The sequence below is a fragment of the Parendozoicomonas sp. 2304DJ65-17 genome (genome assembly GCF_058148445.1).
This window is the reverse complement of record NZ_JBYVJV010000006.1, coordinates 22,578-42,873: the sequence shown is the minus strand read 5'-3', so window position 1 is coordinate 42,873 and position 20,296 is coordinate 22,578. Positions and strand designations below refer to the sequence as shown.

Below are 20,296 nucleotides of genomic sequence, written 5' to 3'. Positions count from 1 at the left end.
ATTACCATTCCAGAATTTTCCAGCTGGGGATCAGCATCTGTGGTCTGTTAGAACGCATGAAGTTGCCGGTGTTATCAACGGCAACCAGATAGTAGGGCTTCCCGACTTTAGGAATCACCTTTATTGAGTAGAGAACACCATTCACCCGATATTCCTGGATGGTGCGTTCTTTTCCTGGGCGGATAATGATATCGGTACCAGCGGGCAGGTTTTCCAGAGCGTCCGGGTCAAAATCTGGCTCCGGTGTTGGCAGTGCCAGTTTGGGGTCTTCAGGCTGAACAGACTTAACCCCTGGAATGGCTACAGGTGGTTGAATATCAGCCTCTGCCTGCTCATTTTCAGGAGAAGACAAAGTGCTGCAACCACTTAACCCAATAAAGGCTGGAGCCACTATAAAAAGTGAAGTCGCAAAAGCCCTGGTGAGTCTGTTCATGTTTTTACCCCAATAAATGACCGGCCGAGATGGTAATTTCTCAATTCACACAGTCAGACAGGTGTCTGTGCAATGCGTGCTGGTCTAGAATAGCCCGAACCGGTGTTTGCCTGCGGTCATTCTACCTTCAACTATCGCGGGATAGCGACCGGATTAACCACTGAAACGAATCTTTAAATGGCACCTCTTTTGATGTTTATCTTCGTGAGCGGGTAAACAACTTTAGGTGGGAAACACAAGTTGGGAACAACAAGGAAGACAATGACTGATCTACAAGACTCCACCGGTCTCACTGAAGAGGGGCACGATCAGAAACCTCTGATCCTTGTCGATGGCTCATCTTATCTCTACAGAGCCTTTCACGCCCTTCCGCCACTGACCAATTCCAAAGGCATGCCTACCGGTGCTGTTAAAGGTGTTGTTGGTATGCTGCGTCGGCTGCAGGCGGATTATCCGGGCAGTACGGTCGTCGTTATATTCGATGCGAAAGGAAAAACCTTTCGGGATGATATTTACCCGGAATACAAAGCCCAGCGCCCGCCAATGCCTGATGATCTGCGTTGTCAGGTAGAACCTCTCTACGAAATTATCCGCGCGACCAGTATGCCAATGCTGGTGATTGAAGGCGTTGAAGCTGACGACGTGATCGGAACCCTTGCCGCTCGGGCAACAGAAGCCAACCGTAAGACTGTTATCTCAACCGGAGATAAAGACTTGGCTCAGCTGGTGAACGACCATGTCACCTTGGTTAACACCATGTCCAACTATGTGATGGATATTCCCGGTGTGCATGAAAAGTTTGGCATTGGCCCAGAGCTGATTATCGACTTCCTGGCGCTGATGGGTGACAAGGTTGATAACATTCCCGGTGTTCCAGGCGTAGGTAACAAAACAGCGCTGGCTTTGCTGCAGGGGCTGGGCAGCCTAGACACTATTTATGCCAATCTCGATAAAGTGGCAGAGCTTGGTTTCCGTGGTTCAAAGACCATGGGTAAAAAGCTGGAAGACAATAAAGAGCAGGCTTATCTGTCTTACGAGCTGGCAACAATCCGTACCGATCTGGATTTAGGTTGCACTCTTGATGACCTGGTTCCCAATAAAGAAGACAAAGATCAGCTGCTGAAGTATTTTGAAGAGCTGGAGTTTCGTGGCTGGGTTAAAGAACTGAAAAGTGGTGGTTCCGACAAACCAGCTAAAACATCAGCAGCTCCTTCTGCTCCGGTTTCTGCTGAAGTGGATGATGATATTGAAATTCCCGCAGCCATCGAAACCACTTATGAAACAGTTCTGGAACAGGAACGTTTTGATTTCTGGCTGGAGCAGCTGCAGTCTGCAGAGCTGTTTGCCTTCGATACCGAAACAACCAGTCTGGATTATATGGAAGCCGACATTGTTGGCGTTTCCTTTGCTGTTGAAGCGGGCAAAGCTGCTTATGTTCCCCTAGCTCATGATTATCTGGATGCGCCCAAGCAGTTGGATAGAAACGCTGTTCTTCAAGCTCTCAAACCTCTGCTGGAAAACGATAAACATTCTAAAGTTGGGCAGAACCTGAAGTACGATCGCAGTGTTCTGGCTCGTTATGATATCGATCTGAAAGGCATCGCCTTCGATACCATGCTGGAGTCGTATGTTCTGGATTCCACCGGAACCCGTCACGATATGGACAGTCTGGCGAAGAAGTATCTGGGTGTAGATACCGTTCACTTTGAAGATATTGCCGGTAAAGGTGCCAAACAGCTGACCTTCAACCAGATCGCTCTGGAACAGGCTGGGCCATATGCAGCCGAAGATGCTGATATTACTTTGCGTCTGCATCAGGTGCTCTGGCCGCAACTTGAAAAGCACGAGAAGTTGGTGGAAGTGTTCAAAACATTTGAACTTCCTCTGGTACCAATTCTTTCCCGCATTGAGCGTAATGGTGCTTTGATTGATGCGAATCGTCTGGGGCAGCAGAGTCTGGAAATTGGCAAGCGTCTTCAGGAGATTCAGGAGCAGGCGTGGAAGGAAGCTGGAGAAGAGTTCAACCTTTCTTCACCTAAGCAACTTCAGGTTCTGCTGTTTGAAAAGCAGGGGCTTCCTGTCATCAAGAAAACTCCCAAAGGGCAACCTTCCACTGCTGAAGAAGTGTTGGTAGAGCTGGCAAATAACTATGAATTGCCAAGATTAATTCTTGAGCACAGAAGTCTGAGTAAGCTGAAGTCCACCTATACCGATAAGCTTCCGTTGATGATCAAATCTTCAACCAAACGTGTTCATACCTCTTATCATCAGGCTGTGACTGCTACCGGACGTTTGTCGTCTTCTGATCCCAACCTGCAGAATATTCCAGTGCGTTCTGAAGAGGGGCGCCGTATTCGTCAGGCTTTTATTGCCAAACCGGGTTACAAGCTGGTGGCTGCGGATTACTCCCAGATTGAACTGCGTATTATGGCGCACCTTTCTGGCGATAAAGGCTTGTTGAATGCCTTCTCTGAAGGACTGGATGTTCACAAGGCGACAGCCGCGGAAGTGTTTGGTGTTGCCCTTGATGATGTTACTGCTGATCAGCGCCGCAGTGCGAAAGCTATTAACTTTGGTTTGATTTACGGTATGTCTGCTTTTGGTCTGGCCAAGCAGCTGGGGATTCCCCGTGGCGATGCCCAGAAGTATGTAGAGCTGTATTTTGCCCGCTACCCCGGAGTGCAGAGCTACATGGATCAGACTCGCGCTCTGGCCCATGAGCAGGGTTATGTGGAAACCTTATCCGGGCGTAGATTGCACCTGCCAGAAATTAATGCACGAAATAAAATGCGCCAGCAGGCGGCTGAACGCACGGCTATTAATGCTCCCATGCAGGGAACTGCGGCGGACATTATTAAAGCGGCCATGATCTCTGTGGATAACTGGCTGCAGGAAGAAACCTACGACGCCCGCATCATAATGCAGGTACACGATGAACTGGTTCTGGAAGTTCGGGAAGATCAGTTGGATGGTGTTGTAGCTGGTCTAAAAGATCGTATGTCTTCTGCAGCAACTCTCGATGTTCCATTGGTCGTTGATGCCGGTATTGGCGATAACTGGGACGAAGCCCACTAACGTCCTTTCTGCTAGCCCCGGAAGCATAGTTTTCGGGGCTCTTTTGTAAATCCACTCTTTTTATTTTCACTATACTTCAGCCCCTTTCGCTGAAGGAGTAGTGACATGCCGGGTTTAAAAGTTCCGGAGCATCAATGGCTCCGGTGGCTGCCACTTTGTATTTTTATTCTTACTTTTCCCGGGTTGGCAAACAGTACTCCTCTGCATGCGTCGACGAAGAGCAGAAATCCAGCTGATTCTTCTTCGGAGTTTTTTTGCGGAGGCGGCATTTGTGGTGAAAACCTTATCCTGAACAGCCTTCCCTTTAACAAACGTTATGAATTTGCTGACCATCCCTGGACTGTGCAGGACTCTGCTGTTCGTCTTGGGGAAGAAGAATCTCTGGGTATTGCTTCTCTGGTTCTTATGTTTCTGGTTGGTCAGGGATTGATAAACACATTTGGTAACGCCAGCCGCCCTTTTGTTTCTTTCGGTATGCAATCAACTGTGGATTATGCACAAGCCCATAATGGCTGGGATTGGGCTTTGCGCAGCGGAACCAATGCTCTGAACTATTACGCTTCAGGAAATCATTGGTCCTGGTGGCGCCAGCTTGTCTGGTTTCCTGTTGGTCATGCGTCTTTGCTGGGCGTTCACTGGAAAGACCTGCGGGCGCAGATGGGAACACAATATGAAGGTCGTCGTCAGATACGTTTTGCATCGGAAAACCTGGATCAGCTTATAGAACTGGTTTTGAGGGTATCAGGTAGTGGCAGCCGTAAACACGGTGAGCTGGTGATTTATATTGACCAGCATAATCCTGTTCCCGATTTGCCGAATGCTCTTGAAACCAGCTGGATTCATCTATTGCTGAACTGCCGCAATGAACGTATTACTTCGGTTCGCCTCCGCCCAGCCAGCAGCCGGAAAGCCATGTTTGTTCAGCTATGGCGACACGATCGGATGTTGTCTGAAACCGAGTTTCCACTTGAGTTCCAAGAAGAGAGTACTGTTGAACCCGTATGGTTGACAGAGTGGCTCATTAACAGAGAGTGGCCGGAAGGATGGCAGCTGGGTTTTGATACTTTGATTTTTCCTCTTACCGAGCCAGTGCTTGGTGCCCTCTCTGAATTTGTTTCCCAGGGACAGATTCGGGAACCTATTCATATCGTACCACTCTCGGGAGCAGTGGCCCCTGAGGGGCGTATGGCTATTTTTTCCACTGGGAAGAAAGGGTATTTATTGGTTGATCGTAACCATAGCTCTGATGTGGCGATTCCTGAGATGTGGCTGAATACATCAGACCAATATATGGATGACATGAAGATTGCTCTGGCGCAGCTGGAGTCCCATCAGATTCCTGGGAGGGAAAGAGGTAAGACAAAAGTTGCCTTTGAAGCCCTGAAGAGTTTTGTAGCCCGAATGATCCTTTATTTGGGATTAGAGTATGGCGGATTGGGTTCTGGGAACTAGCTGGAGCCCTTGGTATCCAAGGCATCGTCATATTTTTTAAAAAAAGTTCCAAAAAAAATGAACTTTTTCCTAACATCATGGTCATAGTATATGAGCGTTGAGAGAATGCTCGAAACTCCTTGTGTGTGTTTGGTGTTGTTACCCTCAGAGAAGTGTGTGCTCTGGGGGTAAAAGAAAACTTAACTCCGGCCATCCCTCCCCCAAGATGCCGGAGTTTTTTTTGCCTGTTTGTTAAGGCATTACCTAAAGGATAAACCTTTAGTCTTACTCTGTTACGTTCTCAGGCTCACCTTCTAAATAGTCTTCTTCTTGATCAAGCTCCTGACAAAGCCAGCTGTCCAGATGGGCAGAGAGCTCATCCACACCGCTTTTTTTCAAAGATGAGAACATTTGCAGAGAAATTAGGTCTTTATGATCTTTCAGGTGATTGCGTAACTTTTGCAGGGCTGCTTTTGCCGCGCCATATTTGAGTTTGTCGCTCTTGGTTAACAGGATGTGCAGAGGCATATCGCTGGAGATCGACCAGTCGATCATCATCTGGTCAAACTCTTTCAGCGGGTGGCGAATATCAATCAGCAGTACCACCCCAACCAGACATTCACGTTGTTCAAGATAAGCGCCCAGATGTTTCTGCCATTCCAGCTTCATCTTCTCCGGAACCTTCGCGTATCCGTAGCCTGGCAGGTCGACAAGACGATGCTCTTCGTCAATCTCAAAGAAATTCAATAATTGCGTGCGACCAGGGGTTTTACTGGTTCTGGCCAGTTTGTTGGAGCCTGTCAGAGCGTTCAGGGCACTCGATTTACCGGCATTAGAGCGTCCGGCAAAGGCAACCTCCCTGGCTGTAGCCGGCGGACACTGGTCCAGACGCGCGGCGCTGATCAGGAAACTGGCTGCGCGATAGTTGAGGGAGGTAGTGGTTTTTGGCATTAAATGGCTCTTTTCTCAGTGTTTTCTGGCGTTTCTACGAACACCCGAGTTCAGATTTACAGAGTGCATAGTATATAATGACCCAGCCTTAGTGCGAGCTGGCATATAAAAACAGCTCTCAGCACAAAGAAGTGCATGATAAATAAAGAAAAATGCCTGCCTCATGAGTGTTACGGCCCGTGACAACACAGTTGCCAGTGGTCGAAACGTCGGAGGCCTGATGAGGCTCCTATGAAGACAATAACGAGAACGACCTTTTTCCTTGCGGCTCTTCTTGCAGCCCAAACGGGAATGGCGCAGAAAGCGCCGGAACAGATTTACCAGACATCTTGCCGAGTTTGTCATGATGCAGGAATCGCCAATGCTCCGCGCAAAGGCAATGCCGAGAACTGGGAGCCAAGGCTGAAAAAGGGCATGGACTCTCTCGTTCAAAGTGTCATCAAAGGGGTTGGGGCTATGCCGCCACGGGGAATGTGTATGGACTGTAGCCCTGAAGATTACCAAGCGGTCATAAGCTATATGTCCAGCTCTCAGTAAACCGAGCTGAGCAAGAAAAATCGGATAAAAAATAACCGGAGCCGGGTTGTGTTGATGAAAAAGTTTATTGTTTGTTTGCTAGTAGGTCTGGGGTGGACTGGCTACGCTGCGGCTGCTGGGGACGCTACAGCCGGTAAAGCTAAAGTCGCTGTATGTACAGCCTGTCATGGTGCAACTGGGGTAAGTATTGCGCCAAACTTCCCAAGCCTTGCCGGTCAGGGAGAAGGCTATCTGATTAAGCAGATTTCCGATATTAAGAGTGGCGAACGTAAGGTTGTAGAAATGACTGGTATGGTTGATAACCTGAGCGATCAGGATATTGCCGATATCTCCGCATTTTATGCCAGCCAGGCCGCTCCTCTCGGTGTAGCTAAAGAATCCTCTGTTGCGATTGGCGAACAACTCTATCGCGGTGGTGACATTGAGAAAGGCATTCCAGCCTGTACTGCCTGCCATGCACCAACTGGTAAAGGTAACTCTTTAGCGAAATTCCCACTGCTTGCTGGCCAGCATCCTGCCTATCTGGCGAAGCAGCTGCGTGATTTCCGTGAAGGTGATCGTGTAAATGATGGTGAAACCCGGATCATGCGTGATATCGCAGAAAAGCTCAGCAATAAGCAAATTGATGCCCTGAGCAGCTATATCAGCGGATTGCGTTAATTCGCTTTGTGGCGGAGCCTGCACCGGGCTTCGCCATCCCTCCTTCTCTTTCTCCTCCATCATTTCTACGTTTTCCTGCTAATTTAAAATAACCGGAATAGCTTCTGTGTTTTGTTCTGTGCCTTGTTCTTTTTTTGGGGGGGGAAAGAATGCCAAGACTGTTGTCTGTAATTTTTCTGACTTTATTAAGTTTGCCTTTGCTAGCGGCTCCGGCTGGTTATCGCGAGGGCACTGATTACAAGCTTCTTAAACAGCCATTACCTGTTGCTGGAACGCCAGGAAAAATCGAGGTGGAAACTGTGTTCTGGTACGGGTGCCCCCACTGTTTTGATCTGGCGAAAATACAGGAAAACTGGAAAAAGGGGCTGGGAAAGGATGTGGAAACCGATGAAATCCCAGTTATTTTTGGAAAACCCTGGCAGGCTCACGCACAGTTATTTTACGCCCTTGAGGAAATGAACCTGCTGGATAAAGCCCACTTTGCCGTTTTTGATGCAGTGCAAAAACAGGGAAAGCGCCTGGATAAAGAGAAAGACATGGCTGAATTCCTGAAGCAAAGATTTGGGGTGAAAGAAGCTGACTTTGGGCGTATATATGACTCATTCGGGGTTCGAAATCAGGCTCAGAAGGCTAGCGCCATAACCCGGGGGGCCCAGCTTACAGGAGTGCCAGCCATCATTGTGGGTAATCGTTATGTTGTTGATCCCGCCATGGCTGGTAGTCTGGAAAATATGTTGAAGGTCTCTGATTTTCTGATAGAGAAAATCAGGGCTGAGAAGGCTGCCGCAGAAAAGAAAGCTGCGCCCGCAGCTAAATAAAATGACAGGTGTCGACCAACGACACCAAGGCTGTGTGAGTTATGCCGTTGAAAACGGTTCAGGGTTTTATAACCCGGCATATTCATGAACGCAGTTATAGTCGTGGGCGAGGTTTTACTCGGGAGGATGTTGCCACCTCCCTGCTTCACGATGAAGATGAAGGCTTGAAGGAACTGCGTACCCTTCGATTACTGAGTTTTAATATTCAGGTTGGCATTACCACCCAGCAGTATGGCCACTATGTCACCCGCAGTTGGCAGCATGTTCTCCCCTCCTCTGCCCGGCAAAAGAACCTCGACCGCATTGCTCGCCTTGTTCATGACTACGACTTTGTTGCACTTCAGGAAGCAGATGGTGGAAGTCTGCGCAGTGGATTTATCAATCAGATTGAATACCTTGCCCACAGGGGAAACTTTCCCTGGTGGTACCAGCAACTCAATCGAAACTTGGGGCATATCGCTAAACACAGCAATGGCATATTAACCCGCTCCCGGCCTGAGCAACTGGAAGATCATAAGTTACCCGGACTGATTCCCGGCCGTGGTGCCATTGCTCTGGAGCTTGGAGAAAAGAACCCCCTGCTTATTTTGGTGATGCATCTTGCTTTGAATAAGCATGGGCGGGATATACAGCTTTCTTACATCCGTCGTTTAATGGAAAGTTACGAACATATTGTTCTAATGGGGGATATGAATACTCATGCGGGGCAACTGCTGGGAGACTCTCCGCTTTCCGGAGCAGGACTTCACAGTGCATCTATGGATGTTCACACTTTCCCAAGCTGGAAACCAAGCAAGTCTTTGGATCATATCCTGCTCAGTTCCAGCTTGAGGGCGAAAACCTTTTCTGTTCTGAACTTTCCCCAGTCAGATCATCTACCGATAGCGGTAGAAATTGATTTGCCGGATGGACTGACGATCAAGAGCAAAAGTGTTCCAGCAACTCATTAAGGAAAAGACTTCCCCGTTCTGATGGCTGAATACGCTCAGGGTTGTTAACCATCAACTCCAGGCTGCGAAGTTTGGTTAAAGAGCTATCCAAATCCTGCAAAGGCAAGCCAGTGCGCTGTTCGAAGAGTTCCGCTGCCACACCGTTGCGCAAACGCAGAGCGTTCATCATAAACTCCAACGGCAGTTCATCTTGATCCAGAACTCTTTCCCCGGCCAAAAATGATTTATCAGTATTGAGGTAGTCTGCCGGAAGGCGGGTTTTCCAGTTTCTCTGAATTGTTCCGGTTTTCAGATCTGTGATCTTTCCGTGAGCGCCTGCACCAATGCCGATAAAGTCTCCAAACTGCCAGTAGTTCAGATTGTGCCGGGATTGTTTGCCGGCTTGGCTATAAGCGGAAATTTCGTACTGCTGGTAACCATGCTCAGCAAGAAAAGCCTGGCCGTTCTCCTGAATTGACCACAAAGTGTCGTCTTCTGGCAGTTTCGGAGGCTTGGTCCAGAAGACAGTGTTTGGCTCAACTGTAAGCTGGTACCACGACAAATGTTCCGGTTTAAGCGCAACAGCTTTGGCAAGATCATCCAGCGCCATAGCTTCTGATTGCCCCGGCAAGCCGTGCATAAGATCCAGGTTAATGTTTTCAAAACCTGCGGCACGAGCCATAGCCATAGCTCGTTGGGCTTCATCACCAGAGTGAATGCGACCAAGTTCTTTCAGACACTTGTCGTTAAAACTCTGAATGCCGATAGACAGCCTGTTAATGCCAACACTTCGAAAACCATTAAAGCGTTCCTGCTCAAAGGTCCCTGGATTCGCCTCCATGGTGATTTCCATATCCGGGCTGAACGACAGCTGTTCTTTAAGGCCAGAAACCAGCTGTTCATAAGATTCTGGACTCAACAGGCTCGGCGTTCCACCGCCAATAAATATGCTGTGCAGCTCTCTGCCCTGAACAGCTTCAGTTTCTTGAGCCAGATCGTTTAGTAGAGCCTGAACATATTGCTGTTCAGGAAGTTGTCCGTTGCTGTCCTGTGCTTTATCCGCCTGATGGGAGTTAAAGTCACAGTAGGGACACTTGCGGATGCACCAGGGAACATGGATATAGAGGCTCAGAGGCGGCAGTTGCAGTCCCTGAGCTTGTGTTACTGCGGAAGTTGAAGACAGGCTCACTGAGATTTCTGCTCTTCCAGCTTTTTCAGTAGAAGCGCCATTGCTTTCGCGCGGTGGCTTAAGCGATTCTTTTCCTTGGGTTCCAACTCTGCAGAAGCGCAGTGAGTTTCTGGAACAAAGAACGCAGGATCATAACCAAAGCCGTGTTCGCCTCTGGTTTCTTCCAGAATGTAACCTTCCCAGGTGCCCTGACAGATTAAAGGAGTTGGATCATCCGCATGGCGTAGGTAAACCAGCAGACACTGGAAACGGGCAGAGCGTTTCTCGGTTGGTACACCGCTGAGTTCTTTCAGTAGTTTCTCAATATTGTCGTAATCTGTGGCAGATTCGCCGGCGAAGCGGGCGGAATAAATGCCTGGGGCGCCTTTCAGGAAGTCAACTTCCAGACCTGAATCGTCTGCAATCGCTGGCAGACCAGATACGCGGGAGGCATGACGAGCCTTGAGAATGGCATTCTCGACAAAGGTCAGGCCGGTTTCTTCAACACTGCCAGCCTGAAAGTCGCTCTGCGGATAAATCTTGATATCAAGAGGTGCCAGCATCTCTCTGAATTCAGCAAGCTTGCCAAGGTTTCCTGTGGCGATAACGATTTCGGACATTCTTTTCTCTTAACTGCTTATAAAGCGGTATCAGGCTCTAGTCTTTGTAAAATTTCTGGCTGAACTTCACTGTTTCCCTGAGATTGCTGCCCTCGGGCTGCACTTGGATGGTGAAGTGTAGCAATTCATCATGGCTGAACTTGAAGGATGACAGGTAATACATGGCGTCTCCCTCATCAACCAGCCAGGTTTTCAGATTCTTTTTTTGCGCCATAAGGTTGGCAGACTCCACGGTCACTTCAGCTTTAACCGGCTTGCCGTTTTTCAGTACGGAAGTATTGATCAAACCAAGCTTTGAGGAACGCTCAATATTATAAGCTTTGGCAACATGTGGGAGCAGAAACGTACTGTTAAAGGCGTTGTAATGAACTACGTAATCGCCGAACGACTTTTCAGCGGCTCTTGCTGTGCCAGACAGAACCAGGCCCATACATACCAGAATGAACAGGCGCTTAAGAATATTAAAATATGCAACGTTCATAGACAGAAACCTTTTCTAATTATTTGGGCCTGAGGTGGTAAATAGCCACTTCGCCGAACAGGTTAGGCATCAGTTGCGCCAGAGGGTTGCTCTGGTGCTGCTGGTCGGTCACTAACCGATTGATAATGCGCAGCCTCTTGTTATGGCATAACGCTTCAAAGTCACGGAATGTACAGAAATGAATATTAGGCGTGTCGTACCACGAGTACGGCATAAATTCTGAAACTGGCATACGTCCTTTCAGAGAAAGATACAGGCGGCAGCGCCAGTGGCCAAAGTTCGGGAAGGTTACTATGCATTCTTTTCCTACCCGTAGCATTTCATCCAGAACTCTGTCGGGGTTATGGAGAGCCTGAAGAGCAGAGGTCATTACCACTGTATCAAAGCTGCAATCCGCGAAGTTATGCAGGCCTTTATCAATATCCTGCTCAATAACATTCACTCGACGCTTCAGGCATTGGAGAATATTTTTCTCGTTAATCTCCAGCCCGTAACCCTGAACATGTTTGTCTTTCTGAAGCTGCTGAAGCAGTTCACCATCACCGCAGGCGAGATCAAGAATATGGCTGCCTGGAGTGATCCATTGGCTGATAACTTCGAAATCTCTTCTCATTAGATCGCACTCCCTGCTAACAGCGCATCACTTTCATCAGCTACATGTTCCATCCAGGCACCCAGAGCTGCCGTGTAACGGGGAATATCCATAAGGAATGCATCATGACCCTGAGGCGCTTCAACTTTCAGGTAGCTGACTTCTTTCTGGGCAGTGTGAAGGGCATTTGCAATTTCTTCAGATCGTTCAGGGCTAAAGCGCCAATCTGTAGTAAACGACACCACAAGGAATTTGGCAGTAGCGTGGGACAGCGCTTCAACAAGGTTGTTGTTATAGCGGCTTGCAGGATCGTAGTAATCCAGCACCCGGGTCATTAGCAGGTAAGTGTTAGCATCAAAGCGTTTACTGAAAGATTCGCCCTGATAGCGCAGATAACTTTCCACCTGAAACTCAATGCCGAAATCAAAATTGAAATGCTTGTCTTTCATCTCCCGGCCGAATTTGGCTTTCATGGCATCGTCAGAGAGATAGGTGATGTGCCCAACCATCCGGGCAAGCCCAAGCCCTGATGCTGGCAAAGTATCTTTTTCCAGATAGTGACCGTCGTGGAAGTCCGGGTCAGACATAATGGCCTGCCGGGCTACCTCGTTAAAGGCGATATTCTGTGCAGAGAGTTTTGGAGCTGAAGCAATAACAACAGCATTTCTCAAGCGGTCAGGGTAGCGAATAGACCACTCCAGAACCTGCATGCCCCCAAGGCTGCCACCAACAATTGCTGCCCATTGTTCAATGCCGAGATGATCTGCCAAGCGAGCCTGACTCTCTACCCAATCATCAACTGTAACTACTGGAAAGTCTGGTCCCCAGATTTTTCCTGTTTCAGGATTAATGCTGGTTGGGCCGGTGCTGCCAGCGCAGCCGCCGAGGTTATTCAGGCAGACAACAAAGAAACGATTGGTATCAATGGCTTTACCGGGGCCAATGCTTGTATCCCACCAACCGGGTTTACGGTCATCGGGAGAGTGATAGCCTGCGGCATGATGGTCGCCGCTAAGGGCGTGACAGATAAGAACAGCATTGGTGCGGCTGGCATTCAACGTGCCATAGGTTTCTACCATCAAGTCATACTGAGGAAGATCGCGGCCACAGCTAAGGGTGAGCGGTGTGGTAAATGAAACAAGTTCAGGCGTTACCAGCCCGACAGAGTTATCCTGAGCGATCTCCGGCATCGTTATAGTGTCGTCTCTATTTTATGGGTTTTGATTTATTCCCGGCAGTCTAAAGAGGGTGCGCCGGGTGCGCAATAGCACCCAGCTGGCAAGAGTAGTAGCAAATAAGCCTTAGAGCCTGTCAGGCGATGGCTGTCCCCGCGTGAAGGTGGACAATGTTTCCTTCCCGACTTGCCGGTGCAGGGCGGCGAATCTCTTTAATCAGAGCATCAATCTGCGCCAGCTGATGTTCGGTATCATGGATAAACTGATCCAGTTTGCCCAACAATCTTTCCCGATTGCAGTCGTTCAGGGTTAATGCCCGAAGCTGTACTAGTTGCTCTTCCAGAAGCTGCTTCTGTTCCAGAGCGTGCTGGGTCATGGGCAGAAGAGCATTCTCGGCCCAGTTGCCTGCATCTGTCGCCATCCGGTTATGAAGGGCTGTGACTTCCTGTGCCAGCGTAGCCAGGAATCTGCGGGCAACAGTGCTCTGGTTCGCCAGAACAGTGCTGAAACGCTTCCGGAAGTGATCTGCCCGATTCCTGATGGCTTCAAGCTCATCGATATAAGGACGGGTAATGAATGGCTGTGGCTTCAATGGGTCGTTAGACGCTTTTGTTCTGTGTCGCTCGTAAATTGAGTTGATGAGCCTGTTGGCGAGCTTGGCTTCTGTTCCCAGCTGGTAGATATCATCGTGAACCAGATCAAAAAACTTTGAGATTGCCTGTCCGATACCTGCTGTGGTCAGGCTGCCACGAATATGTGCCTGAACCTGAAGAAGCCGGCTTTGGAATACTTCAGGACGGCAAGCTTGAGAGAGTGCATCTCCCTGCTTGCTAATAAGTCGTTTGCTGGACTTCAAAGTTAACAACCGACGGTGATGTAGGTTATGAAGTTCACGGGTACGGGTTGTCAGTTCAGAAATAAGGTACCGATTACCCTTACGGCTGCTGTTCATTTTCCATTGCTGAGAAGAGAGATCTTTTTGTCGCTTCTGAAGAATTGAACGACTGTTGCCCAGCATGGTCAGTAGGTTTTGAATCACATGGCGGCTGATCAAAAACTCCTGGCGAGACACCAGTTCTCTGGAAAGTAATTTTTCCAAAGCCTGAATTCCGCTTTGCTGCAACTTCTGCTGGTCTTGTTGAAGGCGGCCAGTTAATGCATCTCTGGCCGACATGGGTAATACATCAGAGGCTGAAATCTGCAGCTTTCGAGCAGTTGCATGGCGGATGTCGTCCACCATCATTCGTACCTGTTCTTCCGTCATCAAAGGATCACTGATGGTGTCGACTTTATTGAGAATGGCGAACAGGTTAGATGGGCGATGGTCGTGAATATGGCGGATATGATCTTCCCACATCTGCATATCACTGGCTGTTACTCCAGTGTCGGCTCCCAGCAGAAAAACAATGGCATCAGCTGCAGGTAACATACTTAAAGTCAGTTCGGGCTCGGAACCAAGGGCATTGAGCCCTGGTGTATCTAGAATACGAAGCCCCTGCTTCAGTAGCGGATGATCAAAGTTCACCATAGCGTGTCGCCAGGCTGGAATGCAGACTTTGTTGTTATTGTTCAGGCTGGCATCGAGATGTTGTGGATCAAAACCAAGCGTAACAGCCTCTTCCGGACTCACTTCTTTTGTATGGGCAACTGACGAGAGTGTTTGTGCAAGCTCGGCAGGATTGCCACTTTCAATAGCAATTTCGTGCCACACCTCGGGTGCACGCTGCAGTTCCTGAATACTTTTTTCCTGCAGACGAGTCTCAATTGGTAGAAGACGAAGGTTGGGAGATGCAGCAGAATCATGGAAGATCTCTGTGGGACACATGGTCGTGCGGCCAACCCTTGATGGCAAGAGGCGCTCACCAACAGCTCCAAAGAACAGCGCATTAATAAGCTCAGTTTTTCCTCTGGAAAATTCACCAACAAAGGCCAAGGTCACACTGTTGTTCGACAGCGTCTGACGATAGGACAACAGCTGAGCATTCAACTCCTGAGACAACAGGTGATTGTGCTGTAGCCAGGCATGGTAACGACTGACTTGCACCAAAAGTGAACGTTTCCAGGCCAGATGGGCAGAGATTCCAGAATTTAGCTGTTGCACCTCACTCTCCTGTGGGGCTGAACTTTTTTATTTGTGACTGGATTATAACCATGCAAACACTACAGAGTCAGTCCTTCCGTGCAATATGAGACCAAAGTCTCATCGACTGAAGTCTTGAGAGCCAAATGTCTAATAGTTTCGTTTGAATGATTTTCATACTTTGTTGTCAACGAAATTTATATATGGAGTTTGGAGCAAGGGATATGCCACAAACAAACGCCAGGGTTGGCGATAAACTACAGAAACGCCCTGTCCGGCACATGGTTCGGCGTATTTCTTACCCGCTGAGGCGGCTAACATCCGATGCTATCGCCGGTCAGGCTCTTGTCGGTATTGGCGGAACGCTTGCTGGCGCGGGTACTGGCGCACTGATTTTGGGCGCATCAGTAAGTATGTTCACCCGTAACAGCAAATGGAGGGCAACATCTATCTCCATTGGTGCCATTCTCGGGGGAACTGTTGGAAGCACTATTGGTGGTGTATCGGGTGTTGCTACCGGGCTGTTTATTGGCATGGTTCGATTGCCATTCGCCATTGTTCAAAGCTTTAAGGAGCCAGACCCAACTCTGCTAGTTACACCTTTTGAGCGAACTGTGAAAGGTGGTTGGAAGTTTCTGAATGATCCGGCCAGAGCCGGCTTAACATTGAAAGAAACCTACAGCTCGTTGTTTCCGGTTGGAAAGCAAAAGGTTCTTTAAATAGCACTCTACAAAAAGAAAAGGCGCTTATTGATAAGCGCCTTTTCCTTGTCTGATTTGTTTTGATTAAACCCCTGGAAGTCCTACCCGCAGGATATTTGGCAGTAGCTCTTTCAGGAAGAAAATCGCAAACATCACCACCATCACGGAAAAGTCCAGACCACCCATCGGTGGAATCACCTTACGTACCCGGCTGCACAGAGGTTCTGTCAGCTGGTGCAAAAGCATCAGTCCAGGGTTGTAGCTTCCGGGGGCAACCCAGCTGGCGATAACCATAATGATCAGTGCAAAAGTATACAGGTCCAGAAGGGTTTTCAGCAGGAAGTAGAATGTCAGAACTGCCACAGTGCCCATTGGCAGCTGCATGTATCCCAGAACCTTCATTTTCAGAACAACGAATACACCCTGAACAATAAAGGCCAGAACCAGAGCGGCAATATCCATTCCACCAAAGCCTGGAATCAGTTTACGCAGAGGGTTCAGCAGCGGACTTGTGACTTTCACAATCGCCTGGGAAATCGGGTTATAAAAATCAGCTTTTACCAGCTGCAGCAAAAAGCGCAGCAGGATGGCCATGACAAACAGGCTGCCAATGGTATCTATTAAAAAGGTAATTATGGACATTCAGGATTGTCTCGTTTGGTATCCCGTCATTGTTACATAGAAATATGGGGGACATTCGCCCCCAATACAATGGTCAGGGTGTATCAGTTGTTATGATTTTGTGTGCTGAACAGCTCAGCCATTTCCTGCGCTCTCCCTTTGCAGGCCGTCATGGCACTGTCTACCAGCTCTCTCATTCCGCCCTTTTCAAAGGTGAGAATGGCTTGCTCAGTTGTGCCACCAGGAGATGTAACACGGCGGCGCAGTTCAGCAACATCCACATCACTTTCTTTCGCCATCATTGCAGCGCCAAGGGCTGTTTGAGATACCAGACGAGCGGCAGTTTCTCTTGGTACGCCGAGTTTTTCACCAGCCTCAATCATGGATTCCATCATCAGGAAGAAATACGCCGGGCCACTGCCAGACAGGGCAATAACGTCATCAATACCTTCTTCAGTCTCAACCCACAGGCTGATACCCACAGCGTTCATAACCTTCTCGGTAAGTTCTTTCTGTTCAGTGGTTACAAGTTCGTTGGCATACAGGCCCGATGCTCCAAGCTGCATCAGGGCTGGCGTATTAGGCATGCAGCGAACAATAGCTAGGTTGCCGCCGGCCCAGGCATTCAGGCTGGATTCTGGAATGCCGGCAGCAACGGAAACCAGAAGCGGACGACTCTTTTGGAAGCTCTCTGCAAGAGGCTCCAGAACCTTTTGCATAATCTGGGGTTTAACTGCCATCACCACAATATCTGCAACTGTAACAGCATGATCATTGTCTGAAGTTGTTTGTATACCAAACTCAGTATTAAGCTGCTGAAGCTTTTCCTCTGCAGGCTCAGAAGCAATGATGTTTTGTGCAGGCCAGCCATTTTTAACCAGACCGCCGATAATGCTGGCTGCCATATTGCCCGCGCCAATAAAGGCCAGAGTTGGTGATGCGCTCATGTTTTTGCTTCCGTCAGAATTTGTGTTGTTCGATCAGGCTTTTGAATAATCCCGGGCACCAAAGAGGGCTGTGCCGATGCGCACGATAGTTGCGCCCTCTTCTATAGCAGCTTCCATATCCCCAGTTGTTCCCATAGACAGGGTATCCAGCTGCTGTTCTGGAAACTGTGCTTTGAGCTGACCCATCAGGGCTCTTATGGCTTTAAAAGGACGTCGTTGCTGTTCATGATCTTCGCAGGGTGTAGGGATAGCCATTAATCCACGTAGCTTAACACCTTCCAGTGTCACGATTTCTTTTGCAGCGGCAAGCACTTCGTCGGCAGAGAATCCGGACTTAGTCGCTTCGTTATCAATATTCACCTGAAGACAAATATTGAGGGGAGGCATTTCGCTGGGGCGTTGTTCGCTGAGTCTGCGGGCAATCTTGAGTCTGTCGATACTGTGCACCCAGTCAAAATTCTCAGCCACCGGGCGACTTTTGTTGGACTGGATGGGGCCAATAAAGTGCCAGACAATACCTTCGAGATCAGACAGTTCGGCGATTTTATCTACGCTTTCCTGTACATAGTTCTCGCCGAAGTATCTTTGCCCGCATTCCCAGGCTTCCCGGATCATCTCTGTGGGTTTGGTTTTGCTGACCGCGAGAAGCTGCACTCCATCGCTGCGCCCACATTTTTCAGCGACTTCGAGAATGTGTTCACGGGTCTTCTGTATGCGCGTTTCTATTGAGCTCATTGCCGTGTAGTATCTTGAAAATTCAGTATTTGCCGATGACGGTTTTACCGTTGCCGGTAGATTAACTAAAAAGATTATAAAGCGAATAAAAAGAGCAGTCTGGCTTATTTCGTCAATGTCAGCTGTAACTGGGAGAAGATATGGAAATTACCGAGCTTCTGGCCTTTGGCGTAAAACAGGGTTCTTCAGACTTGCACCTGTCCGCAGGCCTGCCGCCAATGATCCGTATTGATGGTGATGTGCGCCGGATAAACCTTCCTGCCCTTTCCCACAAAGAAGTTCATGCGCTGATTTATGACATCATGAATGATAAGCAGCGCAAGGATTACGAAGAACATCTCGAAACTGACTTCTCATTTGATGTCCCGGGAGTGGCTCGTTTTCGTGTAAACGCCTTTAACCAGGGCCGTGGTGCTGGCGCTGTATTCCGTACCATCCCATCAAAAGTTCTGAGTATGGATGATCTGGGTATGGGGCAGGTCTTTAAGGAAATTGCCAATGCTCCTCGGGGCCTTTGTGTTGTTACTGGGCCAACCGGTTCTGGTAAGTCCACTACGCTGGCAGCGATGATTGACTACATCAACGAAAATCATTACGGCCATATCCTGACCATTGAAGACCCTATTGAATTTGTTCACGAGCCGAAGAAGTGCCTGATTAACCAGCGGGAAGTTCACCGTGACACCCACAGCTTTAATGACGCCCTTCGTTCAGCCCTTCGTGAAGACCCCGACATCATCCTGGTTGGTGAAATGCGGGATCTGGAAACCATTCGTCTTGCTCTGACCGCTGCGGAAACCGGTCACATGGTTTTCGGAACCCTGCACACCACCTCTGCTGCCAAAACCATTGACCGTATCGTGGATGTATTCCCGGCGGAAGAAAAAGCCATGGTGCGCTCCATGCTTTCAGAATCTCTTCAGGCGGTTGTTGCCCAGACTCTGCTCAAGAAGAAAGGTGGTGGCCGGGTTGCTGCACATGAAATCATGTTAGGAACGCCGGCGATTCGTAACCTGATTCGGGAAGATAAAGTGGCTCAGATGTATTCTGCGATTCAGACCGGCGGCAAGCTTGGTATGCAGACTCTGGACAGCTGTCTGCGTAACCTGCTCGATAAAGGGCTTATCTCTGTCGAGGCAGCCAAAGAGAAAGCCAAAAACCCGGACTCTTTTTAAGTCGCGGATAGAATAAAAACAGGAAAGCCAGATTATGGATTTAACACCGCTGCTGAAGTTGATGGTGGAAAAGAAGGCTTCAGACCTTTTTATAACTGCGGGTACGCCTCCAAGCATTAAAGTTAACGGGCGCATTGTACCAGTCACCAAGCAGCCCCTGTCTCCGGAACAAGCCCGGGATACTGTGCTGGCCTTAATGAATGACGGCCAGCAGGAAGTGTTTGATAAAGAACATGAATGCAACTTTGCCATAAGCGCCAGAGGGGTGGGTCGATTCCGTGTCAGTGCTTTCTATCAGCGCAACCTGGCTGGAATGGTTCTGCGGCGCATTGAAACAACGATTCCTGATGTTGATGATCTTGGTTTGCCAGACATTATTAAAGAGCTGGCTATGACCAAGCGTGGTCTGATTATTTTTGCTGGTGGTACGGGTACTGGTAAATCTACCTCGCTGGCTTCCATGATTGGCCACCGGAACAACAACAGTTCCGGCCATATCATTTCAATTGAAGACCCAATCGAATTTATCCATCAACATAAGGGTTGTATCGTTACCCAGCGTGAAGTGGGACTGGATACTGAGAGTTTTGAAGTCGCTCTAAAGAATACTCTGCGTCAGGCTCCTGATGTAATTATGATTGGTGAGGTGCGAAGCCGGGAAACCATGGAGCATGCAGTAGCCTTTGCGGAAACCGGTCACCTTTGCCTGGCCACGTTACACGCAAACAATGCTAACCAGGCTCTGGATCGTATTATTCACTTCTTCCCGGCAGATCGTCACCAGCAGGTGTGGATGGATCTGTCTCTTAACCTGAAAGGCATTGTCGGGCAGCAGTTGATCCAGACACCAGATGGCAAGGGTCGCCGTCCAGCGGTAGAAGTGTTGATCAATACACCGCTGGCCTCAGACATGATCCGCAAAGGTGAAGTTCACGAATTGAAATCATTGATGGCTCGTTCCAATGAACAGGGAATGCAGACCTTCGACCAGGCAATTTATGAGCTTTATAACAATGGTGAGATCACCTACGAAGATGCATTGGCTCATGCAGATTCCGCCAACGATCTTCGCCTGATGATAAAGCTGGGTTCAGAAACAGATGCTGGCCACCTGAACAAGATGGCCGGAGGTTTGAGTATCCAGGATGAGGACGATCACCTGTAAAG

At 48.8% G+C, this 20,296-nt stretch carries 20 protein-coding genes; 9 read left to right on the top strand and 11 right to left on the bottom strand.

Annotation, left to right across the window (positions count from 1 at the left end; all coding sequences use genetic code 11):
* Position 1: 1 nt before the first annotated feature.
* On the bottom strand, positions 2-433 hold the full coding sequence (locus ACY2RR_RS15435) for a DUF2782 domain-containing protein (RefSeq protein WP_490109062.1): 432 nt from the start codon (positions 431-433) through the stop codon (positions 2-4).
* Positions 434-694: 261 nt separating this feature from the next.
* On the opposite strand from ACY2RR_RS15435, the gene polA reads away from it, so the two are divergent.
* Positions 695-3,508 carry a DNA polymerase I gene (polA, locus tag ACY2RR_RS15430; RefSeq protein ID WP_490109061.1) on the top strand — a complete coding sequence of 938 codons (2,814 nt, stop codon included), beginning with the start codon at positions 695-697 and terminating at the stop codon, positions 3,506-3,508.
* A gap of 105 nt (positions 3,509-3,613) precedes the next feature.
* Positions 3,614-4,960: a hypothetical protein gene (locus tag ACY2RR_RS15425; RefSeq protein WP_490109060.1), complete on the top strand. Its 1,347-nt coding sequence runs from the start codon at positions 3,614-3,616 to the stop codon at positions 4,958-4,960.
* Between the two features lie 264 nt (positions 4,961-5,224).
* Here ACY2RR_RS15425 and yihA read toward each other — a convergent pair whose 3' ends face one another.
* The gene (yihA, locus tag ACY2RR_RS15420) at positions 5,225-5,890 is read right to left on the bottom strand and encodes a ribosome biogenesis GTP-binding protein YihA/YsxC (RefSeq protein ID WP_490109059.1); all 666 of its coding nucleotides are present in this window, start codon (positions 5,888-5,890) and stop codon (positions 5,225-5,227) included.
* Between the two features lie 231 nt (positions 5,891-6,121).
* Here yihA and ACY2RR_RS15415 point away from each other — a divergent pair, with 231 nt between their 5' ends.
* From ACY2RR_RS15415 to ACY2RR_RS15400, 4 genes are all read left to right on the top strand, one after another.
* Complete coding sequence (locus ACY2RR_RS15415; protein ID WP_490109058.1) at positions 6,122-6,427, top strand: c-type cytochrome; 306 nt, start codon at positions 6,122-6,124, stop codon at positions 6,425-6,427.
* Between the two features lie 54 nt (positions 6,428-6,481).
* The gene (locus ACY2RR_RS15410; RefSeq protein ID WP_490109057.1) at positions 6,482-7,087 is read left to right on the top strand and encodes a c-type cytochrome; all 606 of its coding nucleotides are present in this window, start codon (positions 6,482-6,484) and stop codon (positions 7,085-7,087) included.
* A gap of 149 nt (positions 7,088-7,236) precedes the next feature.
* Positions 7,237-7,905: a thiol:disulfide interchange protein DsbA/DsbL gene (locus ACY2RR_RS15405; protein WP_490109056.1), complete on the top strand. Its 669-nt coding sequence runs from the start codon at positions 7,237-7,239 to the stop codon at positions 7,903-7,905.
* A 41-nt stretch (positions 7,906-7,946) separates the two neighbouring features.
* The gene (locus ACY2RR_RS15400) at positions 7,947-8,855 is read left to right on the top strand and encodes an endonuclease/exonuclease/phosphatase family protein (protein WP_490109055.1); all 909 of its coding nucleotides are present in this window, start codon (positions 7,947-7,949) and stop codon (positions 8,853-8,855) included.
* On the opposite strand, the gene hemW is transcribed toward ACY2RR_RS15400, so the two are convergent.
* The 6 genes from hemW to ACY2RR_RS15370 form a co-directional block, all read right to left on the bottom strand.
* The gene (gene hemW, locus ACY2RR_RS15395) at positions 8,824-10,023 is read right to left on the bottom strand and encodes a radical SAM family heme chaperone HemW (protein ID WP_490109054.1); all 1,200 of its coding nucleotides are present in this window, start codon (positions 10,021-10,023) and stop codon (positions 8,824-8,826) included. The two genes, ACY2RR_RS15400 and hemW, sit on opposite strands and share 32 nt — an antisense overlap.
* The gene (locus ACY2RR_RS15390; protein ID WP_490109053.1) at positions 10,020-10,622 is read right to left on the bottom strand and encodes an XTP/dITP diphosphatase; all 603 of its coding nucleotides are present in this window, start codon (positions 10,620-10,622) and stop codon (positions 10,020-10,022) included. Before ACY2RR_RS15390 ends, hemW begins: the two co-directional genes overlap by 4 nt.
* Before the next feature lie 37 nt (positions 10,623-10,659).
* Positions 10,660-11,103: a DUF4426 domain-containing protein gene (locus ACY2RR_RS15385; protein ID WP_490109052.1), complete on the bottom strand. Its 444-nt coding sequence runs from the start codon at positions 11,101-11,103 to the stop codon at positions 10,660-10,662.
* Positions 11,104-11,122: 19 nt separating this feature from the next.
* A complete protein-coding gene (gene metW / locus ACY2RR_RS15380; protein WP_490109051.1) occupies positions 11,123-11,716 on the bottom strand; it encodes a methionine biosynthesis protein MetW in 594 nt (197 codons plus the stop codon).
* The gene (metX, locus tag ACY2RR_RS15375; RefSeq protein ID WP_490109050.1) at positions 11,716-12,885 is read right to left on the bottom strand and encodes a homoserine O-succinyltransferase MetX; all 1,170 of its coding nucleotides are present in this window, start codon (positions 12,883-12,885) and stop codon (positions 11,716-11,718) included. Before metX ends, metW begins: the two co-directional genes overlap by 1 nt.
* A 121-nt stretch (positions 12,886-13,006) precedes the next feature.
* Positions 13,007-14,971 carry a dynamin family protein gene (locus ACY2RR_RS15370; RefSeq protein WP_490109049.1) on the bottom strand — a complete coding sequence of 655 codons (1,965 nt, stop codon included), beginning with the start codon at positions 14,969-14,971 and terminating at the stop codon, positions 13,007-13,009.
* 203 nt (positions 14,972-15,174) lie between these two features.
* Between ACY2RR_RS15370 and ACY2RR_RS15365 the strand changes: the two genes are divergently transcribed.
* Entirely contained in the window at positions 15,175-15,669 is a 495-nt protein-coding gene (locus tag ACY2RR_RS15365; RefSeq protein WP_490109048.1) for a hypothetical protein, read from the top strand.
* 66 nt (positions 15,670-15,735) lie between these two features.
* Here the strand turns inward: ACY2RR_RS15365 and ACY2RR_RS15360 are convergent, their stop codons facing one another.
* From ACY2RR_RS15360 to ACY2RR_RS15350, 3 genes are all read right to left on the bottom strand, one after another.
* A complete protein-coding gene (locus ACY2RR_RS15360) occupies positions 15,736-16,293 on the bottom strand; it encodes a YggT family protein (protein ID WP_490109047.1) in 558 nt (185 codons plus the stop codon).
* A gap of 83 nt (positions 16,294-16,376) precedes the next feature.
* Positions 16,377-17,219, bottom strand: a complete 843-nt coding sequence (proC, locus tag ACY2RR_RS15355; protein WP_490109046.1) for a pyrroline-5-carboxylate reductase — start codon at positions 17,217-17,219, stop codon at positions 16,377-16,379.
* Positions 17,220-17,252: 33 nt separating this feature from the next.
* Positions 17,253-17,954 carry a YggS family pyridoxal phosphate-dependent enzyme gene (locus ACY2RR_RS15350; protein ID WP_490109045.1) on the bottom strand — a complete coding sequence of 234 codons (702 nt, stop codon included), beginning with the start codon at positions 17,952-17,954 and terminating at the stop codon, positions 17,253-17,255.
* A 140-nt stretch (positions 17,955-18,094) separates the two neighbouring features.
* Here ACY2RR_RS15350 and ACY2RR_RS15345 point away from each other — a divergent pair, with 140 nt between their 5' ends.
* Both ACY2RR_RS15345 and ACY2RR_RS15340 read left to right on the top strand, forming a co-directional pair.
* A complete protein-coding gene (locus tag ACY2RR_RS15345; RefSeq protein ID WP_490109044.1) occupies positions 18,095-19,129 on the top strand; it encodes a type IV pilus twitching motility protein PilT in 1,035 nt (344 codons plus the stop codon).
* 34 nt (positions 19,130-19,163) lie between these two features.
* On the top strand, positions 19,164-20,294 hold the full coding sequence (locus ACY2RR_RS15340) for a PilT/PilU family type 4a pilus ATPase (RefSeq protein WP_490109043.1): 1,131 nt from the start codon (positions 19,164-19,166) through the stop codon (positions 20,292-20,294).
* Positions 20,295-20,296: the final 2 nt, after the last annotated feature.